The sequence below is a fragment of the Klebsiella terrigena genome (genome assembly GCF_012029655.1).
GTDB classification, from domain to species: Bacteria; Pseudomonadota; Gammaproteobacteria; order Enterobacterales; family Enterobacteriaceae; genus Klebsiella; species Klebsiella terrigena.
Window position 1 is genome coordinate 28784 of sequence record NZ_CP050508.1, and the last position, 17750, is coordinate 46533.

The 17750-nt window shown below is 58.2% G+C and carries 17 protein-coding genes; 12 read left to right on the plus strand and 5 right to left on the minus strand.

The features are described from left to right. Positions 1-84 precede the first annotated feature (84 nt). From HCK03_RS00135 to tisB, 3 genes are all read right to left on the minus strand, one after another. The gene (locus HCK03_RS00135; protein ID WP_041143311.1) at positions 85-918 is read right to left on the minus strand and encodes a DMT family transporter; all 834 of its coding nucleotides are present in this window, start codon (positions 916-918) and stop codon (positions 85-87) included. A gap of 69 nt (positions 919-987) precedes the next feature. Next, the gene (locus tag HCK03_RS00140; protein ID WP_076947897.1) at positions 988-1434 is read right to left on the minus strand and encodes a GNAT family N-acetyltransferase; all 447 of its coding nucleotides are present in this window, start codon (positions 1432-1434) and stop codon (positions 988-990) included. An 88-nt stretch (positions 1435-1522) separates the two neighbouring features. Next, complete coding sequence (tisB, locus tag HCK03_RS00145) at positions 1523-1612, minus strand: type I toxin-antitoxin system toxin TisB (RefSeq protein ID WP_071844867.1); 90 nt, start codon at positions 1610-1612, stop codon at positions 1523-1525. 575 nt (positions 1613-2187) lie between these two features. On the opposite strand from tisB, the gene ivbL reads away from it, so the two are divergent. From ivbL to ilvN, 3 genes are all read left to right on the plus strand, one after another. Next, entirely contained in the window at positions 2188-2283 is a 96-nt protein-coding gene (gene ivbL, locus HCK03_RS00150) for an ilvB operon leader peptide IvbL (RefSeq protein ID WP_071844866.1), read from the plus strand. A gap of 101 nt (positions 2284-2384) precedes the next feature. Next, complete coding sequence (gene ilvB, locus HCK03_RS00155) at positions 2385-4073, plus strand: acetolactate synthase large subunit (RefSeq protein WP_041143309.1); 1689 nt, start codon at positions 2385-2387, stop codon at positions 4071-4073. Between the two features lie 3 nt (positions 4074-4076). After that, the gene (ilvN, locus tag HCK03_RS00160) at positions 4077-4367 is read left to right on the plus strand and encodes an acetolactate synthase small subunit (RefSeq protein WP_041143308.1); all 291 of its coding nucleotides are present in this window, start codon (positions 4077-4079) and stop codon (positions 4365-4367) included. Position 4368: 1 nt separating this feature from the next. Here ilvN and HCK03_RS00165 read toward each other — a convergent pair whose 3' ends face one another. After that, entirely contained in the window at positions 4369-5160 is a 792-nt protein-coding gene (locus HCK03_RS00165) for a DeoR family transcriptional regulator (protein ID WP_041143307.1), read from the minus strand. A 335-nt stretch (positions 5161-5495) separates the two neighbouring features. Here HCK03_RS00165 and rbsK point away from each other — a divergent pair, with 335 nt between their 5' ends. From rbsK to nepI, 9 genes are all read left to right on the plus strand, one after another. Continuing rightward, positions 5496-6416 (plus strand): ribokinase, encoded by a 921-nt coding sequence (gene rbsK, locus HCK03_RS00170; RefSeq protein WP_041143306.1) that lies wholly within the window; start codon positions 5496-5498, stop codon positions 6414-6416. A 26-nt stretch (positions 6417-6442) separates the two neighbouring features. Further along, positions 6443-7759 carry an L-fucose:H+ symporter permease gene (gene fucP / locus HCK03_RS00175; protein WP_041143305.1) on the plus strand — a complete coding sequence of 439 codons (1317 nt, stop codon included), beginning with the start codon at positions 6443-6445 and terminating at the stop codon, positions 7757-7759. 11 nt (positions 7760-7770) lie between these two features. Continuing rightward, entirely contained in the window at positions 7771-8787 is a 1017-nt protein-coding gene (locus HCK03_RS00180; RefSeq protein ID WP_167690998.1) for an aldose 1-epimerase family protein, read from the plus strand. Positions 8788-8869: 82 nt separating this feature from the next. Then, positions 8870-9463, plus strand: a complete 594-nt coding sequence (uhpA, locus tag HCK03_RS00185; protein ID WP_041143303.1) for a transcriptional regulator UhpA — start codon at positions 8870-8872, stop codon at positions 9461-9463. A gap of 17 nt (positions 9464-9480) precedes the next feature. Further along, positions 9481-10962, plus strand: coding sequence for a signal transduction histidine-protein kinase/phosphatase UhpB (uhpB, locus tag HCK03_RS00190; protein ID WP_167692377.1), 1482 nt, complete (start codon positions 9481-9483; stop codon positions 10960-10962). Between the two features lie 9 nt (positions 10963-10971). Beyond that, positions 10972-12300 (plus strand): MFS transporter, encoded by a 1329-nt coding sequence (gene uhpC, locus HCK03_RS00195; protein ID WP_167690999.1) that lies wholly within the window; start codon positions 10972-10974, stop codon positions 12298-12300. A 213-nt stretch (positions 12301-12513) separates the two neighbouring features. Further along, positions 12514-13905, plus strand: a complete 1392-nt coding sequence (uhpT, locus tag HCK03_RS00200; protein WP_123552575.1) for a hexose-6-phosphate:phosphate antiporter — start codon at positions 12514-12516, stop codon at positions 13903-13905. Between the two features lie 496 nt (positions 13906-14401). Next, positions 14402-14854 carry a DUF1198 family protein gene (locus tag HCK03_RS00205; RefSeq protein WP_041143299.1) on the plus strand — a complete coding sequence of 151 codons (453 nt, stop codon included), beginning with the start codon at positions 14402-14404 and terminating at the stop codon, positions 14852-14854. A 176-nt stretch (positions 14855-15030) separates the two neighbouring features. Continuing rightward, positions 15031-16218, plus strand: a complete 1188-nt coding sequence (nepI, locus tag HCK03_RS00210; RefSeq protein WP_076947889.1) for a purine ribonucleoside efflux pump NepI — start codon at positions 15031-15033, stop codon at positions 16216-16218. A gap of 85 nt (positions 16219-16303) precedes the next feature. Here the strand turns inward: nepI and HCK03_RS00215 are convergent, their stop codons facing one another. Next, positions 16304-17689, minus strand: coding sequence for a carbohydrate porin (locus tag HCK03_RS00215; RefSeq protein WP_041143297.1), 1386 nt, complete (start codon positions 17687-17689; stop codon positions 16304-16306). Between the last annotated feature and the right edge of the window lie 61 nt (positions 17690-17750).

Consider the following 17750-nt stretch of genomic DNA (forward strand, 5'->3'; position numbering starts at 1 on the left):
AGAACAACCACCCGGCGGCGATTGTCGGGGAATTAAAGGCAGGTTTTGTAAACAATAATCGGCAACTAATGTTGCCATGATCCGCTAAGAGAGGCGCAGCAGGATCGCGCCGGCCGCGATGCCGCAGGCGGCAGCAATGCGCAGCGGTATGACCCGCTCTTTAAGCAGCACAAAGGCGATGAGCGCGCCGAACAGAATCGAGGTTTCACGCAGCGCGGCAACCACCGCCAGCGGCGCCTGGGTCATGGCCCACAGCGCCAGACCGTAGGAGCCCATGGTGCTGATGCCTCCGAGCAGCCCCTTGTGCCAGTGCTGGCGCAGATAGCGGCTGACTTCATGCCGACGAGCGATCGTCGCCCAGCCCAGCAGGCAGCTTCCGTTCATCAAAAAGGACCACAGCGTGTAGCCCAGCGCAGAGCCGGAGAGCCTGACGCCGGTACCATCAACCAGGGTATAGCCGGCAATAAAGCAGGCGTTAATCAGCGCCAGCACCACGCCGCGGCGCGAGCTGGCGCGCCCGTTGTAGGCCATCGCCAGGATCGCCAGACAGATGACCCCGATGCCCGACCATGCCAGAGGGGAGAGGCGGTCGCCGAGGAATACGACGCTCACTATCGCCACCAGCAGCGGCGCCGTGCCGCGCATCAGCGGATAGGTCTGGCTCATGTCCGACACCTGGTAGGTTTTTGCTACCAGCACGGTGTAAACCACCTGCAGAGCGCTGGAAAGCAGCAGATACGGCGCGCTGGCGAGGGTCGGCTGCGGCGCGAAAGGCAGCAGCAGCAGGGCGATAACCGCCGCCGAACCGCTTACGCTGATGGCCGCGTACATCTTATCGCCGCTCGCTTTAACGATCGCATTCCAGCTAGCGTGCAGCAGGGCGGCGAACAGCAGAATGCAGAAAACGTTTATCGTCATCAGGACAGGGTACCGTAGGGGCGTGAGGGTGAAACTGTAACATGCACCATTTCGCCCAGCCAGAGGCGGCTACAGCGAGCAGAACAGGCGATGCGTTACCCGCGGCTCATCGTAAACCGGACGAAACCCCAGGCTTTCATAGAACGGCCACGCCGACGACGGCGCGTGGGTATTGAGGAAATCGAACCAGGTGCCGGAATGGGTGATAACCGCCACCAGCAGCTGCTGTCCGACGCCCTGGCGCCGGTAGCGCTCGCCGATGTACAGATGACGAATGCGCCCGGCCCGCGGCTGCAGGCTATAGGCGTCAGCGTTCAGCCCGCAAACACCCACCAGCTCTCCACCACGGAAGGCCCCAAGCAGCTTTTCGCCCGGCGCGTTAAAGCGGTTTTCTCCGCTCTGCCAGTTCTCCGCCAGGCGGCGCAGCATATTAAAGTGCTGGGCGAGGCTTTCGCTACGCAGGGCGAGAAAGCCGGCGTCATCCGGCGTGGTGGCAGCAATCAGCAGCGGTGGCATAAGTTTCTCCATCAGTTGGCGCAGGTGAAGGGAGACCGCCTGTAGAGGGGCGGTTTCCCGCCCCTCTCAGGTGCGACCTGAACCTGAATCAGCGGAACTGTTTCAGGACAGCATCAAGCAGTTGCAACACGGCAACCATGAGTTTCAGGATAAGAACGATAATATCCATCGTGCCCATACGCGTCTCCTCGGTAAAGGAGCACAGCCGGCTGGCGTACCTTTCCGCCGCCTGTTGCCAGCCAGGGTCTACGCCGCCTGCCTGAACACGTTGCCGTGCCCGGAAGACATTAGCGTATTTGTTGACGTAACACAGTGTGCTCTTTCAGGGTTAAGGCGCTGACGGCACCACCCGTTTCAGCCAGGACTTGATTGCGCCGGTAAACATGCGGCCCCCGAATGGCACAGAGTGAACGCTTTCAGTATAAGCATTCACTGTATAAATAAACAGTATTTTTCTCGACAAAAATCCACCGCCGATCCATACTCTATTTTATGAAAAACCCTGGCTAAAATTGCGCGAACTTCCGCGAACGCGTATACTTTTGGCGTTGACGTAATACAGTGTGCTTGCGGTTACCAGCCGCAAAAATGCTGAAAAAAACCTCGCTACGGCGGGGTTTTTTGCTTTCTGGCGCCGGGTTAAAAAATTGTGATCCTCTGCGCAAATTTCCGTGGTTGAAAATAAATCCATTGTTTAATGGCCGCAGCTGTGTTTGTATAAATTCAGTTAATTTTTCGACACAAAGGCCCCTAATGAACGCTTCCATGCTGACTTCGACCCTACTAAAAACCGCGCCTGCCGCGGTGGTCGTCGTGCGTGTGGTGGTCGTCGTCGGCAATGCGCCGTAGGGTCCGGAACAACACGATTCCAAACCCCGCCGGCGCAAACCGAGCGGGGTTTTTTTTCGACCCTCGCCCGGTAGGTCGGCTCAGAATAAAAGGACTGGAGCATGGCAAGTTCGGGCACAGCATCACAGAAAATGCGCTTTACCGGCGCGCAGTTAGTTGTTCATTTACTGGAGCGTCAGGGGATCACCACGGTCACGGGTATTCCGGGCGGCTCCATTCTTCCGGTCTACGACGCGTTAAGTCAAAGCAAGCAGATTCGCCATATTCTGGCGCGTCACGAGCAGGGGGCCGGATTTATCGCCCAGGGCATGGCGCGAACCGAGGGCAAGCCGGCGGTTTGTATGGCCTGCAGCGGCCCGGGGGCGACGAACCTGATCACCGCCATCGCCGACGCGCGTCTGGATTCAATCCCGCTGGTCTGCATTACCGGCCAGGTACCGGCCTCGATGATCGGCACCGATGCATTCCAGGAAGTCGATACCTACGGCATCTCTATCCCCATCACTAAGCACAACTATCTGGTTCGCGACATTGCCGATCTGCCGCAGGTGATAAGCGACGCTTTTCGCATTGCGCAGTCCGGGCGCCCGGGGCCGGTGTGGATAGATATTCCTAAGGACGTGCAGACCGCGACCATCGAACTGGATGCATTACCCGAGCCCGGCGTTCGCGCGGCGGCGCCTGAGTTTGACGGCGCCAGCGTACGCGAAGCGGCGGCGATGATTAATGCCGCTAAGCGCCCGGTGCTCTATCTGGGCGGCGGGGTGATTAATGCTCCGGAGCAGGTTCGCCAGCTGGCGGAAAAAGCCAACCTGCCGACCACCATGACCCTGATGGCGCTGGGCATGTTGCCAAAGGCGCACCCGCTGTCGCTCGGTATGCTCGGTATGCACGGCGCACGTAGCACCAACTTTACGCTGCAAGAAGCTGATTTACTGATTGTTTTAGGCGCACGTTTTGATGACCGGGCGATTGGTAAAACCGAGCAGTTCTGCCCGAATGCGCAGATTATTCACGTCGATATCGACCGCTCCGAGCTGGGCAAAATCAAGCAGCCGCACGTCGCAATCCAGGGCGATGTCGCCGAGGTTCTGGCGCAGCTGATCCCACAGGTTGAAGCGCAGCCGCGCAGCGAATGGCGCCAGCTGGTTGCCGATCTGCAGCGCGAGTTCCCGTGCACCATTCCGCAGCAGCAGGACCCGCTCTCTCATTACGGTTTGATCAATGCCGTTGCCGCCTGCGTGGATGACGAAGCGATTATTACCACCGACGTGGGCCAGCACCAGATGTGGACCGCGCAGGCCTATCCGCTGAATCGCCCCCGCCAGTGGCTGACCTCAGGCGGCCTCGGCACCATGGGCTTTGGCCTTCCGGCGGCGGTTGGCGCAGCCCTGGCGAACCCGCAGCGGAAGGTTATCTGCTTCTCCGGCGACGGCAGCCTGATGATGAACATTCAGGAGATGGCCACCGCCGCTGAAAATCAGCTCGACGTAAAAATCATCCTGATGAACAACGAAGCGCTGGGCCTGGTGTATCAGCAGCAGAGCCTGTTCTATCCTCAGGGCGTGTTTGCCGCCACCTATCCGGGGATGATTAACTTTATGCAGATTGCCGCCGGCTTCGGCCTGCAAACCTGCGACTTAAATCATGAAGCCGATCCGCAGGCGGCGCTGCAGGCGATAATTGACCGTCCTGGCCCGGCGCTGATTCATGTGCGAATCGATGCCGAAGAAAAAGTCTATCCGATGGTACCGCCGGGTGCGGCAAATACAGAAATGGTGGGGGAATAAACCATGCAACAGCAGACTCATGACAACGTTATTCTGGAACTCACCGTACGCAACCATCCTGGGGTCATGACCCACGTTTGCGGCCTGTTCGCCCGTCGCGCCTTCAACGTGGAAGGTATCCTCTGCCTGCCGATTCAAAACAGCAATCAGAGCCACATCTGGCTGCTGGTCAATAACGACCAGCGTCTTGAGCAGATGATCAGCCAAATCGACAAGCTGGAAGACGTAGAGAAGGTGACGCGCAATCAGTCCGATCCGTCCATGTTTAATAAAATCGCCGTCTTTTTCGAGTGAACTAGTCGCTCGTCGAATCCGGCGTGATGACTTTTACCGACCCGTTCCGGCAGTGCAGGGCGTAGTCTGCCGGCAGGGGGCGATCGCTGATCAGGACATCAAAGGCCGATAGCGGGGCGATGCTGGCGGGCGCGACCTCATCGAACAGCGCGTAGCGCGCGAGCAGGATTTTGCGTAACCCGCGATCCAGCGCCTTACGTTTAGTGGTGAGATCGTCGGGGTTAAACCAGCTCACGCCAAAATGGTCGTGCACGCCGCTGGCGGAGATAAACACCTTCCGCGGATTCAGTGAATCGAGCGCCGAGGGGTTGTTGGCATCATAAAACGCATCGCTTTTGGCCCGGTAGGTGCCGCCGCAGAGGATCGCGGTGGCGTTAGGCTTTTCATTCAGCGCCACAAACACCCGGTGCGAATAGCAGATCCCGGTAAAGGTAATGTCATCCGGGATCATGCCAATCACCAGCGGCATCTCGCTGCCGTTATCAAAAAAGACCAGGTCGTTTTCGCTGACCAGCCCGGCGGCGAGGATGGCGACGGACAAATCGTCCCGGTGGTGGGGGCTTTTGCCCGCCGGCGCAGCGCTGACCGAGGGCGATGAGGGCTTGTTCACCATCACCACGTAGCCACCCAGCAGAGTCAGCGGCAGCGGTTCGTCATTCTCGAGGCTGAGGTCCCGACGAATGGTCATCACCGACACTTCCAGCATCCGCGCGGCTTCTTTGAGATGGATGCGGTCCGTTTTCTTGAGCAGCTCCATCAGACGCCGGATACGTTCTTTTTGCTTTGTTTCCATTCACCTTCTCCGCGAGTTTGGGCGAAAATGTTCCTTTAGTAACATTATTCGTTCGTCGAAACATTCTGCATTCACACTACTATACTGTGGGCTATCAAGAATTAAAAGCGGGGAACAACGCGGCTATATAATTATAACTATTTTATTTTCAACGTCTTACTGTTGTGGTCCGTATTTGTTGTGTGACGAGCATGCGGAGCCGCTGAACGAAGATGGTTGTTAAATAAACAGCCCGTGATTCTGCAATCGCGATCCTGGTCACAAATGATACGGAAGTAACATGATAATGTTACTATAATATCATTGTTATGTGATTGTTTCTAAGGGGTAGTAAAATGGATATCGCGGTTATCGGCTCAAATATGGTGGATCTGATCACCTACACCAATCAGATGCCTAAAGAGGGAGAAACCCTCGAGGCGCCCTCTTTTAAAATTGGCTGCGGCGGTAAAGGCGCCAACCAGGCCGTCGCGGCAGCCAAGCTTAACTCCAAAGTCCTGATGCTGACCAAGGTTGGGGACGACATCTTTGCCGATAACACGATTCGTAACCTCGAGTCCTGGGGCATTAATACGACCTACGTTGAAAAAGTCCCCTGTACCAGCAGCGGCGTGGCGCCGATTTTTGTTAACGCCAACTCCAGCAACAGTATTCTGATTATTAAAGGCGCCAATAAGTTTCTCTCCCCGGAGGATATTGACCGCGCTGCCGAAGATTTAAAAAAGTGTCAGCTGATTGTTTTACAGCTTGAGGTTCAGCTGGAAACGGTTTATCACGCTATTGAGTTTGGTAAAAAACACGGCATCGAAGTCTTATTAAATCCGGCGCCGGCGCTGCGTGAATTAGATATGTCCTATGCCTGTAAATGTGATTTTTTCGTCCCTAATGAAACCGAGCTTGAAATATTAACCGGGCTCCCCGTGGATACTTACGATAATATTCGCGCCGCCGCCCGCAGCCTCGTCGAAAAAGGGCTCAACAATATTATTGTCACCATGGGCGAGAAAGGTGCGCTATGGATGACGCGCGATCGGGACGTTCACGTTCCGGCGTTTAAGGTCAGCGCGGTTGATACCAGCGGCGCCGGCGACGCCTTTATCGGCTGTTTTGCGCATTACTACGTCCAGAGCGGCGATGTTGAAGCCGCGATGAAAAAAGCCTCGCTCTTTGCCGCCTTCAGCGTCACCGGCAAAGGTACCCAATCGTCTTATCCCAGCATTGAGCAATTCAATGAATATCTGGCGTTAAACGAATAACCCTCTGCACTGTAAAAGGTAGCACTATGAACGATAAAAATATCGTTCAGATGGCCGACGGCTATCTGAATAAAACCCCTCTGTTCCAGTTTATTTTGTTATCCTGTTTATTCCCGCTATGGGGATGCGCTGCGGCATTAAATGATATTTTAATTACTCAGTTTAAAAGCGTATTTGCGCTGAGTAACTTTGCCTCGGCGCTGGTACAAAGCGCGTTTTATGGCGGTTATTTTTTAATTGCCATTCCAGCCTCGTTAGTGATTAAAAAAACCAGCTATAAGGTGGCGATTTTAACCGGCCTGACGCTTTATATCGTCGGCTGTACGCTCTTTTTCCCGGCCTCGCACATGGCAACCTACACCATGTTCCTGGCCGCGATTTTCGCCATTGCTATAGGCCTGAGCTTCCTTGAGACGGCGGCGAATACCTACAGCTCAATGATCGGGCCAAAAGCGCAGGCGACGTTGCGCCTGAATATCAGCCAGACCTTCTATCCGATTGGCGCCGCGGCCGGCATCCTGCTGGGCAAATATCTGGTCTTTTCCGATGGTGAAAGCCTCGAAAAACAGATGGCGGGCATGAACGCCGAGCAGATCCATAACTTTAAAATCCTGATGCTGGAAAACACCCTTGAGCCCTACAAGTACATGATCATGGTACTGGTGGTGGTGATGGTGCTGTTCCTGCTGACCCGCTTCCCGACCTGCAAAGTTGCGCAGACGGCGAACCATAAGCGTCCGTCGGCGCTCGACACCCTGCGCTACCTGGCGAGCAACGCCCGCTTCCGTCGCGGGATTATCGCCCAGTTCCTCTACGTGGGGATGCAGGTTACCGTCTGGTCGTTCACGATTCGCCTGGCGCTTGAGCTGGGGGATATCAACGAGCGCGATGCCTCAACCTTTATGGTCTACAGCTTCGCCTGCTTCTTTATCGGTAAGTTTATTGCCAACATCCTGATGACGCGCTTCACGCCGGAAAAAGTGCTGATTATCTACTCGGCGATCGGCGCGCTCTTCCTCGCCTACGTGGCGCTGGCGCCGAGCTTCAGCGCGGTGTACGTGGCGGTGCTGGTGAGCGTTCTGTTTGGACCCTGCTGGGCAACCATCTATGCCGGGACCCTCGATACGGTTGATAACGAGCATACCGAAATGGCCGGAGCGGTGATTGTGATGGCGATTATTGGCGCGGCGGTGGTGCCGGCGATTCAGGGCTTCGTTGCGGATACGATCCACTCCCTGCAGGTGTCGTTCCTGGTGCCGATGCTGTGCTTCATCTACGTGGGCGTCTACTTCTGGCGTGAGTGCAAAGCGCGCCGTGCGCTGACCGAAGCGACGGCCTCCTGAGGAGAATCATCATGACGACACGTTTAACCCTCTGGCGTCAGCTGTTTACCGAGCATCCTCGGGTACTGCTGGCAAACGATGCCTTTACGGTGACCGCGTTCCGTTACGCCAGCGGCGTAGAGGGCCTGCGGGTGGAGAACTCGCGCGGCCACCTGGTCATTCTGCCCTGGCTGGGGCAAATGATCTGGGATGCCGAATTCGACGGTCGCGATCTGACGATGCGCAATATGTTCAGCGAGCCGAAGCCGGCGACGGAAGTGGTGGCCACCTACGGCTGCTTCGCCTTCCACTCCGGGCTGCTGGCGAACGGCTGCCCTTCGCCGGAGGACGTACATCCGCTGCACGGCGAGATGGCCTGCGCCGCGATGGATGAAGCCTGGCTGGAGCTGGAAGAGAAGAGCCTGCGGGTGACGGGGCGCTATGAATACGTCATGGGCTTCGGTCATCACTATCGGGCGCAGCCTGCGATGGTCTTGCATAAAGAGAGCGCGCTGTTTGATATCCACATGGCGGTCACCAACCTCGCCTCCGTCGCGATGCCGCTGCAGTATATGTGCCATATGAACTATGCCTATGTCGCCGGGGCCCGCTTCAGCCAGAATATCCCCGACGACGCGCTCGCGCTGCGCGAATCGGTTCCGGCCCACGTGCAGCCGACCGAGCGGTGGCTGGCGTTCAACCGGCGTATTCTGCAGGGGGAGGCGTCGCTGGCGGCACTGAACGAGCCGCACGATTACGATCCGGAAATCGTCTTTTTCGCCGACAGGCTCGATCGCTACACCGACAGGCCTGAATTTCGCATGACGGCCCCGGATGGCACCACGTTCATCACCCGCTTCTCCAGCGCGGAGCTGAACTATGTGACCCGCTGGATCCTCTATAACGGCGATCAGCAGGTGGCGGCTTTTGCGCTACCGGCCACCTGTCGTCCCGAAGGATTTCTGGCGGCGCAGCGTAACGGCAGCCTGATCTCGCTGGCTCCGCAGCAGACCCGCGCCTTCAGCGTGACCACCGGCATCGGCGGCTGAGGCGGATAATAGTGCTCAAGGCTTGAACAGCAACGCGCTTATCGTTAAGGTAAGCGCGTTTTTTTATCCGCCAGGAAACGCCATGACCTCCATTGCCCTTATTGACGATCATCTCATCGTCCGCTCCGGTTTTGCGCAGCTGCTGGCGCTGGAAAGCGATTTCCAGGTGGTGGCGGAGTTCGGCTCCGGCCGCGAGGCGCTGGCGGGTCTGCCGGGCCGCGGCGTGCAGGTCTGCATTTGCGATATTTCGATGCCGGATATCTCGGGCCTCGAGCTGCTGAGCCAGCTGCCCAAAGGCATAGCGACCATTATGCTCTCAGTCCACGATAGCCCGGCGCTGGTGGAGCAGGCGCTGAACGCCGGCGCTCGCGGCTTTCTCTCCAAACGCTGCAGTCCGGATGAGCTGATTGCCGCCGTTCGCACGGTGGCGACCGGCGGCTGCTACCTGACGCCGGATATCGCCATGAAGCTGGCGGCCGGCCGCCAGGACCCGCTCACCAAACGCGAGCGGCAGGTGGCGGAAAAGCTGGCCCAGGGGATGGCGGTGAAAGAGATTGCCGCCGAGCTGGGGCTATCGCCAAAGACCGTCCACGTTCATCGCGCTAACCTGCTGGAAAAGCTCGGCGTCAGCAACGACGTTGAGCTGGCGCGGCGCATGTTCGATAGCTGGCAGTGAAGGCGCTATTCTCGCGACTGTTCTCGGTCGTCGGCTGCTTCTTTATCTTCTCCGCCGCGTGGTTCTGCCTGTGGAGCATCAGCCTGCACGTGGTGGCGCGCCCGGACCTCGCGGTGCTGCTCTTTCCCTTCGGTCTGCGCCTTGGCCTGATGCTGCAGTGTCCGCGCGGCTACTGGCCGGTGCTGCTGGGGGCGGAATGGCTGCTGATCTTCTGGCTGGCGCAGGAAGTGGCGCTGGCCCATCCGATAATATTGATGATCGGAGGTCTGCTGACCCTGCTGCCGGTGGCGCTGATTTCGCGCTATCGTCACCGGCGCGACTGGCTGACCCTGCTGCGCCAGGGCGGCGCGCTGATCGCCGCCGCGCTGCTGCAATCGCTGCCGTGGCTCGGCGAAGGCAGCGACGGCCTCAACGCCCTGCTGCTGACGTTGACCGGCGGCCTGACGCTGGCGCCGACCTGCCTGGTCATCTGGCACTATCTCACCAGCACCGTCTGGCGTCCGCTGGGACCCGCGCTGGTTTCGCAGCCGGTGAACTGGCGCGGGCGGCACCTGATCTGGTATCTGCTGCTGTTTATGGTCAGCCTCTGGCTGCAGCTGGGGCTGCCCGCCGAGCTCTCGCGCTTTACGCCGTTCTGCCTGGCGCTGCCGATTATCGCCCTGGCCTGGCACTACGGCTGGCAGGGGGCGCTGATTGCCGCCCTGATGAACGCGATTGCCCTTATCGCCAGCCAGACCTGGCACGACCATCCGGTGGATTTACTGCTCTCCCTGCTGGCGCAAAGCCTGACCGGCCTGCTGCTGGGGGCCGGCATTCAGCGCCTGCGTGAGCTTAATCAGTCGCTGCAAAGCGAGCTGGCGCGCAACCGCCGGCTGGCGGAGCGGCTGCTGGAAACCGAAGAGAGCGTACGCCGCGACGTGGCGCGCGAGCTGCACGACGATATCGGCCAGACCATCACCGCCATCCGCACTCAGGCCGGGATCGTCCAGCGCCTGGCGCCGGAGAACGGCGGCGTCAGGCAGAGCAGCCAGCTTATCGAGCAGCTCTCCCTGGGCGTCTATGATTCGGTGCGCCGCCTGCTGGGGCGCCTGCGCCCGCGGCAGCTGGACGATCTGACCCTTGAACAGGCGGTACGTTCGCTGATGCGCGAAATGGAGCTCGAAGATCGCGGGATAGTCAGCCACCTCGACTGGCGCATCGATGAACCCGCGTTAAGCGAAAGCCAGCGCGTCACCCTGTTCCGCGTCTGCCAGGAGGGGCTGAACAATATCGTTAAGCACGCCAGCGCCAGCGCGGTTACGCTGCAGGGCTGGCAGCAGGATGGGCGGTTGATGCTGGTGCTTGAGGATGACGGCAGCGGGCTGCCGCCGGGCACCGGACAGCACGGCTTTGGCCTGATCGGCATGCGCGAGCGCGTGACGGCGCTGGGCGGGACCTTAACCATTTCCTGCACCCACGGCACGCGCGTCTGCGTCAGCCTGCCGCTGCGCTACGCCTGAGGAACGATGATGTTCACCTTTATGAAATCCCCCCCTGACGCCGCGCCGATAGTCGATAAGCAGGCCATCGACGAACGCTATCGCTACTGGCGGCGCCATATTCTGCTGACCATCTGGCTGGGCTACGCGCTGTTCTACTTCACGCGCAAAAGCTTCAACGCCGCGGTGCCGGAAATTCTCGCCAGCAACGTGCTGACCCGCAGCGATATCGGCCTGCTGGCGACGCTGTTTTACATCACTTACGGGCTGTCTAAATTTTTCTCCGGCATCGTCAGCGACCGCTCCAACGCCCGCTACTTTATGGGCCTCGGCCTGATTGCGACCGGCGTGGTCAATATCCTGTTTGGCTTTTCCACCTCGCTATGGGCCTTTGCGCTGCTGTGGGCGCTGAACGCCTTTTTCCAGGGCTGGGGCTCGCCGGTTTGCGCGCGTCTGCTGACGTCCTGGTACTCCCGTACCGAGCGCGGCGGCTGGTGGGCGCTGTGGAACACCGCCCATAACGTCGGCGGCGCGCTGATCCCGATGGTCATCGGCGCCGCGGCGCTGCACTACGGCTGGCGCGCCGGGATGATGATTGCCGGGATGCTGGCAATCCTCGCCGGGCTGTTTCTCTGCTGGCGGCTGCGCGACCGGCCGCAGGCGGTGGGGCTGCCCGCGGTAGGCGACTGGCGTCACGATGAGCTGGAGATTGCCCAGCAACAGGAAGGGCAGGGCCTGACGCGCAGGGAGATCCTCTACAAGTACGTACTAACAAACCCCTATATCTGGCTGCTGTCGCTGTGCTACGTGCTGGTTTACGTGGTGCGGGCGGCGATTAACGACTGGGGCAATCTCTATATGTCGGAGACCCTGGGGGTCAATCTGGTGACCGCCAACTCGGCGGTAACCATGTTTGAGCTGGGCGGGTTTATCGGCGCGCTGGTGGCCGGCTGGGGTTCGGACAAGCTGTTCAACGGCAACCGCGGGCCGATGAACCTGATTTTTGCCGCCGGGATAATGCTGTCGGTAGGCGGCCTGTGGCTGATGCCGTTTGCCAGCTACGTGATGCAGGCCGCCTGCTTCTTTACCACCGGCTTCTTTGTCTTCGGCCCGCAGATGCTGATCGGCATGGCGGCGGCGGAGTGCTCACATCGGGACGCGGCGGGCGCGGCAACCGGGTTTGTCGGGCTATTTGCCTATCTGGGGGCCTCGCTCTCTGGCTGGCCGCTGGCGCAGGTGATGGACGTCTGGCACTGGAGCGGTTTTTTTGTGGTGATTACTATCGCCGCCGGCATTTCGGCGCTGCTGCTGCTGCCATTTTTAAACGCCCAGGCGCCGAGAACCGCCAGCGAAGCGTGACCTGGCTCTCCTTTTTGCCCCGAGTGTGGCAAAACTAAGAAATTTTCCCGGTTTCACCTGGACGCTGTCTCAGGCAAGCCGCACGGCCAGTTTTTACAATAGCGGTCATTCAATAGCATTTTCCCAAAATAATTCATGTTGCAGGAAGGCGGCAGGCGAGCGTCGCCAACGTACCTGAGGCCTGAGGCATCAAGGGAAAACCTGGAGTGTCCTATGCTGGCCTTTCTAAACCAGGTACGTAAACCGACCCTGGATCTGCCGCTCGACGTGCGGCGCAAGATGTGGTTTAAACCGTTCATGCAGTCCTATCTGGTGGTCTTCATCGGCTACCTGACCATGTACCTGATCCGCAAGAACTTTAACATCGCCCAGAACGACATGATCTCCACCTACGGGTTGAGCATGACCCAGCTGGGGATGATTGGTCTGGGCTTCTCCATCACCTACGGCGTGGGTAAAACGCTGGTCTCCTACTACGCCGATGGCAAGAATACCAAGCAGTTCCTGCCGTTTATGCTGATCCTCTCCGCCATCTGTATGCTCGGCTTCAGCGCCAGCATGGGCGCCGGGTCGACCAGCCTGTTCCTGATGATCGCCTTCTATGCGCTGAGCGGCTTTTTCCAGAGCACCGGCGGCTCGTGCAGCTACTCGACGATTACCAAGTGGACGCCGCGACGCAAGCGCGGATCGTACCTCGGGATGTGGAATATCTCCCACAACCTCGGCGGCGCGGGCGCGGCAGGGGTCGCGCTGTTTGGCGCCAACTACCTGTTCGACGGCCACGTCATCGGGATGTTTATCTTCCCGTCGATTATCGCGCTGGTCGTGGGCTTTATCGGCCTGCGTTTTGGCAGCGACTCCCCTGAATCCTACGGCCTCGGCAATGCCGAAGAGCTGTTCGGCGAGGAGATCAGCGAAGAGGATAAAGAAACCGAAGAGAGCGCGATGACCAAGTGGCAGATCTTCGTCGAGTACGTGCTGAAAAACAAAGTTATCTGGCTGCTGTGCTTCTCCAATATTTTCCTCTACGTGGTGCGTATCGGCATCGACCAGTGGTCAACCGTTTACGCGTTCCAGGAGCTGAAGCTGTCAAAAGAGGTGGCGATTCAGGGCTTTACCCTGTTTGAAGTCGGTGCGCTGGTCGGCACCCTGCTGTGGGGCTGGCTGTCGGATCTGGCTAACGGCCGCCGGGCGCTGGTTGCCTGCGTCGCGCTGGCGCTGATCATTGCGACGCTCGGCGTTTACCAGCATGCCAGCAATCAGTATGTCTATCTGATGTCGCTGTTTGCCCTCGGCTTTTTAGTCTTTGGCCCGCAGCTGCTGATCGGCGTCGCCGCCGTCGGTTTTGTGCCGAAAAAAGCGATTGGCGCAGCGGACGGCATCAAAGGCACCTTCGCCTACCTGATTGGCGACAGCTTCGCCAAGCTGGGCCTCGGGATGATCGCCGACGGCACGCCGGTCTTCGGCCTCACCGGCTGGGCGGGCACCTTCGCGGCGCTGGACGCGGCGGCCATTGGCTGTATCTGCCTGATGGCCATCGTGGCGGTATTTGAAGAACGTAAAATTCGCCGCGAGAAGAAGAAACAACGATTGCAGACCGCCTGAGGCTTCAGGTATGAGTAACTTTGCCCGGCCTTCCCGCCGGGCTTTTTTATGCCTGCTGTAAAGGAGTGGGCATTTAGGCCGCTCCTGACCTACAGATGGTTTTTTGATGGCTTCATCCCTATTTGGAGAAGAACTACCCGGATAGTAGACATGCGTAAAATCAACGGAAGAAATGAGTACGCTGGCAATGACATTTTCATAATCTCCCATCGTTATCAATAAAGAATGAGTCTGTGTACTGCTTGCCGTTTAGGCCATAATAGATGTTGTATTGATAACCGTTTATCCCGTTTCTCCCGTTTTTGCCAACTGCCGTTGGCGGGTCTCTTGCAGCTACCCCCTTAGTCATCCCCCGAATTTAGCCGGTTAAGGGCTCGCGTTCGCAGGCCTGGCTGCATGTCGTTTTTTCCCTTTTTTCAGTTCACTAATCTGGCGCTGCCTGCTGTCGAGACCGGATGTTTCCCGCTATGATGAGCGGCTGATTTAAGGAGAACGTATGGTCTGGATAATACTGGCAACGCTTGGCGTGGTGTTTGTGGTCGGATTTCGGGTGTTGACCTCTGATTCCCGCCGGGCGATCAAACGCTTAAACGAACGACTGGGTATCACGCCGGTTGCGATTGAGTCGATGATCGACCAGTTTGGTAAAACGGCTGGAACCGAGTTTATTCGCTACCTTGAGCGCCCCGATGAGGCCCATCTGCAGAATGCTGCGCAGGTGCTGCTAATCTGGCAGGTCTGCATTGTTGATGGCAGCGAAGAGAATCTGAATAGCTGGTACCGTCTGCTGCGTAAAGCCCGGCTTGCCGCGCCAATCACCGATGCGCAAATCCGCCTGACGCTTGGCTTTATGCGTGAAATAGAGCCCGATCCGCAGGAGCTAAACGCTTTCCAGCTGCGCTATAACCAGCTCTTCCTGCCGGAAGAGGGGGTGTTTTATCTGCATTAATATCACGAGTCATTGCGCTTCCTATTTGTCTCGTCGTTGAATTTATCCATGAATTACGCAGTGGCTATCTGACTGAGCGTGGTAATGAAAGAAAAGTTGTCAAAACGTTAAATTCGTCACAATTTTGATGATAGACTGCGCTGCTTTTCCGTACGTTTTTAGCTTCAGGTTACGTCATGACAGAACATATCCGCACCACGAGCAAATCGCAGACCAATGAAATTTCACGGCCAAACTGGTCGGCGGTTTTTGCGGTGGCCTTTTGCGTCGCCTGCCTGATAACCGTTGAGTTCCTGCCGGTGAGCCTGCTGACGCCGATGGCGCAGGATTTAGGCATTTCCGAGGGGATGGCCGGACAGTCGGTCACCACGACCGCATTTGTAGCGATGTTTGCCAGCCTGTTTATTACGACCCTTATTCGCACCACCGATCGCCGCTACGTGGTGATCCTGTTTTCCGTACTGCTGACGCTCTCCTGCCTGCTGGTCTCCTTTGCCAACAGCTTTTGGCTGCTGCTGGTAGGTCGCGCCTGCCTGGGGCTGGCGTTAGGGGGATTCTGGGCGATGTCGGCGTCGCTGACCATGCGTCTGGTTCCGATGCGGGTGGTGCCAAAAGCGCTGTCGGTTATCTTCGGAGCGGTGTCGATTGCGCTGGTGATTGCCGCGCCGCTGGGCAGTTTCCTCGGCGGTATTATCGGCTGGCGCAACGTCTTTAACGCGGCGGCGGTAATGGGCGTGCTGTGCACGATTTGGGTACTGAAGGTGCTGCCTTCGCTGCCTGGTGAAGCGCCGCATCAGCAGCAAAACATGCTGAGCCTGCTGAAGCGTCCCGGCGTAATGGCCGGGATGTGCGCTATTTTCATGGCCTTCGCCGGCCAGTTTTCCTTCTTTACCTACATTCGTCCGGTCTATATGACCCTCGCGGGCTTTGACGTTGATGGCCTGACGCTGGTGCTGCTGAGCTTTGGGATTGCCAGCTTTGTCGGGACCTCGCTGTCGTCGATGCTCCTGAAGCGCTCGGTGAAAACCGCCTTAGCGACTGCGCCTCTGGTTCTGGCGGCCAGCGCGGCGGTGCTGGTGCTGTGGGGAGAAAGTCAGATTGTGGCCTCCACGGTGGCGATTATCTGGGGCTTTGCTTTCGCCCTGATCCCGGTGGGCTGGTCAACGTGGATCACCCGTTCGCTGTCAGACCAGGCGGAAAAAGCCGGTTCGATCCAGGTTGCGGTGATTCAGCTGGCGAATACCTGCGGGGCCGCGGTTGGCGGCGTGGCGCTCGACCACCTGGGCCTGCTGTCGCCGCTGATTATCTCGGGCGCCCTGATGCTGCTGACCGGGCTGCTGGTGGCAACGAAGGTGCGGATCTAGCTGTCGTTGCCCCGGGGCGCAGCGCCGGCCGGGCAACCAAACCCGGGCCGGGCATTCATGCCGCGACCCGGGACTGCTTTCTGACTTAGAACCACGCCTCGAACATGCCGCCGACGTTCAGCGAGTCCAGCTGATCGCTGCTGGTGCCGTTGACCTTAGCGGTATGTTTATTATCCACCTGACCGCCGGTGACGTAGAAGCGCAGCATCGGCCGGAACTCAGGTCCCATCCCGATAGAGATGTTCTGCGACAGCGTCAGCTTCCAGCCCTTGTTGTCGCCACCCTGATCGTAGTCAACGCGCTGATAGCCGGCCTCCAGCCAGGTTGAATGCACGTCGTTCCAGAAATACATCGGACGAACAATCGCGCCGTAGTTTTTACGGTTATCGGTATTGTCCTTGCCGTTGTCGTAGTCATGGAAGGCCAGCAGGTATTCAACCTGCGCCTGGCGGGTGAACTTATAATTACCTTCGAAGCTGGCGTAGATAGCGGTCAGCCCGTCGGTTTTGTTATAGACGCTGTTATCCGCGTTATCGGAATAGCGCAGGATCACCTTGTTCACGCCGCTGTCGTCGCCGTTGGTGTGACTCAACAGCAGGCCGCCCTGCCAGGCATCGAGCTGCGCGTCGTTATCCACCGCTTTTGAATCAAAGCCGTAGTTGGCGTACACCTCAACGTCAATTGGGCCAGCCTTCATATTGTGGATTTTTGACGTCAGCGCGTAGTGGCCGTCATCGCCGGTTCCCGAGCCGCCGGTACAGGTGATGCGCGACGGGTTGGACTCATCGGCCATCACCTCCGGGCTACAGGACTCAACCTGTGAGACCCCCGCCACGTCAAACTGCACGCCGCCGATATCAAAGTTTTTCACCCCGGCGCCCTGGCCGTCGTGGTTCATCCAGAAGTAGTCGTTGATCCCCTGCTGCGGACGCTGGTGGAAGTCGCGACCGGCCCAGATGTAGGCGTTGGGGTTTGATTCGAGGACGTTAGTGACGCCGACGTAAGCCTTTTTCAGGTTAACTTCGTCGCTCCAGTGGTCGAACATAACGTTAATATCCCAGATAGCGCCCTGGCTGCTCTTAAAGGCTTTGGTTATCTGGAATTCGCCGCCGTTACCTTCGTTGCCGAGACGGCCGATGGCCGACGCGCCGTTGTAGGAGCCGTCGACGCCGACGAACTTCTGATCGCCGGTCTGGAACTGGGCGCCGTAGCGGGCGTAGCCGCTAAACTTCAGGCCGAATGGAATAGCCATATCCGGCGTGGCTGCGGCGGTTTGCGGGTTGGTTTCCAGATCCACCTTCTTCGCAGCGGCGGCATCCATTTTAGCCTGACGGTCGGCCAGCGCTTTATCCACGGCTTTCGCCACAATGGCATCTATTTGTTGCTGAGTAAAATCTTGCGCTAATACAGAAATTGGGCACAGTGCGGCAACGACCGCCATGGCTAATGGCAGCATTTTTACATTATTCATAATTATCTCGCTGGTAATAATTTATATATTAAGATAATAACCATCCCGCCCCGATTAATAT